Source organism: Oscillibacter valericigenes (assembly GCF_021531915.1).
Classification (GTDB): domain Bacteria; phylum Bacillota; class Clostridia; order Oscillospirales; family Oscillospiraceae; genus Oscillibacter; species Oscillibacter valericigenes_A.
Genome location: NZ_JAFBIV010000042.1, coordinates 1 through 1,317 on the forward strand (window position 1 = coordinate 1; position 1,317 = coordinate 1,317).

The 1,317-nt window shown below is 53.1% G+C and carries 2 protein-coding genes; both read right to left on the minus strand.

The features are described 5' to 3' along the window. A partial coding sequence (locus JQM66_RS12400; RefSeq protein ID WP_235230173.1) for a hypothetical protein occupies window positions 1-221 on the minus strand: 221 nt, incomplete at its 3' end. Window positions 222-559: 338 nt separating this feature from the next. Beyond that, window positions 560-1,141, minus strand: coding sequence for a DUF6100 family protein (locus JQM66_RS12405; protein ID WP_235230174.1), 582 nt, complete (start codon window positions 1,139-1,141; stop codon window positions 560-562). Between the last annotated feature and the right edge of the window lie 176 nt (window positions 1,142-1,317).

A 1,317-nucleotide genomic window follows, 5' to 3' on the forward strand; every position in this document is an offset into this window, starting at 1 on the left:
ATCCCCTTTTTCGTCAGGCTCAGCGAGCGGACGACATGATTATCATAGTCACGAAATTTCCGCTCCTTCAGATACCCTTCCCTTACCAGACTTGTGACAATACGGCGATTGTAATCGTAATAACCGGGATACCTCGCCAGCAATGACATGGGGAACTCCCCACAGAATCCTACCAAAAACAGCAGCTTCAATCCCCGCTGCCCAAACTTCAATTCCAACATCTCATATACCTCCTCGTATCATCTATTCAACCATTGCCTCTCATCCTCCATCCCCCACACGCCACACGCCATCCGCAATCTCACCCATTCATACACGCAGCCCACATACAGCCCAGCCCCTCATACAGACTGCCAGCCATCAAACACGCACGCCATAACACATCGCTGCCTATCAATAGGCTGCCCACTCCAAAAACACGAAAAGCCAACTACATCAAGCCTACCCCCGTTCTGATTTTCGCCCGCAAAGCCTTGCAAACACAGCGTTTTGACCGCATACTGCCCCACCGAAAATGGGGTACACCGAAAAACGAGAAATTCGGTGGGGTACTTTCACGCTAATTTTCCGTTTTCTGGGATTTTTCCCGCGTTGATTTGTGCTTGCTGAGCCATATTTCGAACTGCTCCGGGGTGAGGATCCAGATGCGTGTCCCCGGTTCCTCACCCGGGTGGCTGCACTGGAACACACTGCAGAGGCTGCCTGTATCATTGGCCAGAAAGGCCGCCTCCAGCACATCCTGGCAGTGCTTCAACTCCAGATTGTCATGGTCGGTGACGCGCCTGCGTGGATAGGCCGCATCGTAAATTTGCTCGTAGACCAACACGCAGGTGTGGAATTTCGGCAAAGGCTGGTCCTGACAATAACGGCGGATGGCTGCCCGCAGAGGCTCGTCCAGAAAACGTGCTCTGTCCTTTTCTCCCCGGCGGGGCAGCATCGCCGGCAGGGAGATCAGCAGCCAGCCTTCTTCCGTGTTTTCCACCGATGCAATGGTCGTGGTATTGGTTCCCGGCGTTGGTTGTCTGTTCTGCATCAGGAGAAAGGATGCCGCGAAACGCCGCAGCTGCGTCACAGCGGCTTCTGCATCCTGCACGGCTTGCAGCAGATCCTGCTCACAGCGGTTTAAGTAATCAAGTTCCATTGTTGATCCTTTCTATGACGGTAATGACGATGATGACGATATATATCCCCCGGGGGTAGAAACCGTCATTACCGTCATTATCGTCATTCGGTCGGCTTTCTTGTAAAAGACAGCAACCTCTTTGCCTTGTTTCGGTTGTAACGGTAGACAATGCCCTTTTCCTGCTCCAGCCGGCC

Bases quoted from the DNA above. Each gene is read 5' to 3' on its own strand.
- JQM66_RS12405 (WP_235230174.1), bottom strand. From the start codon at position 1,141: ATGGAACTTGATTACTTAAACCGCTGTGAGCAGGATCTGCTGCAAGCC.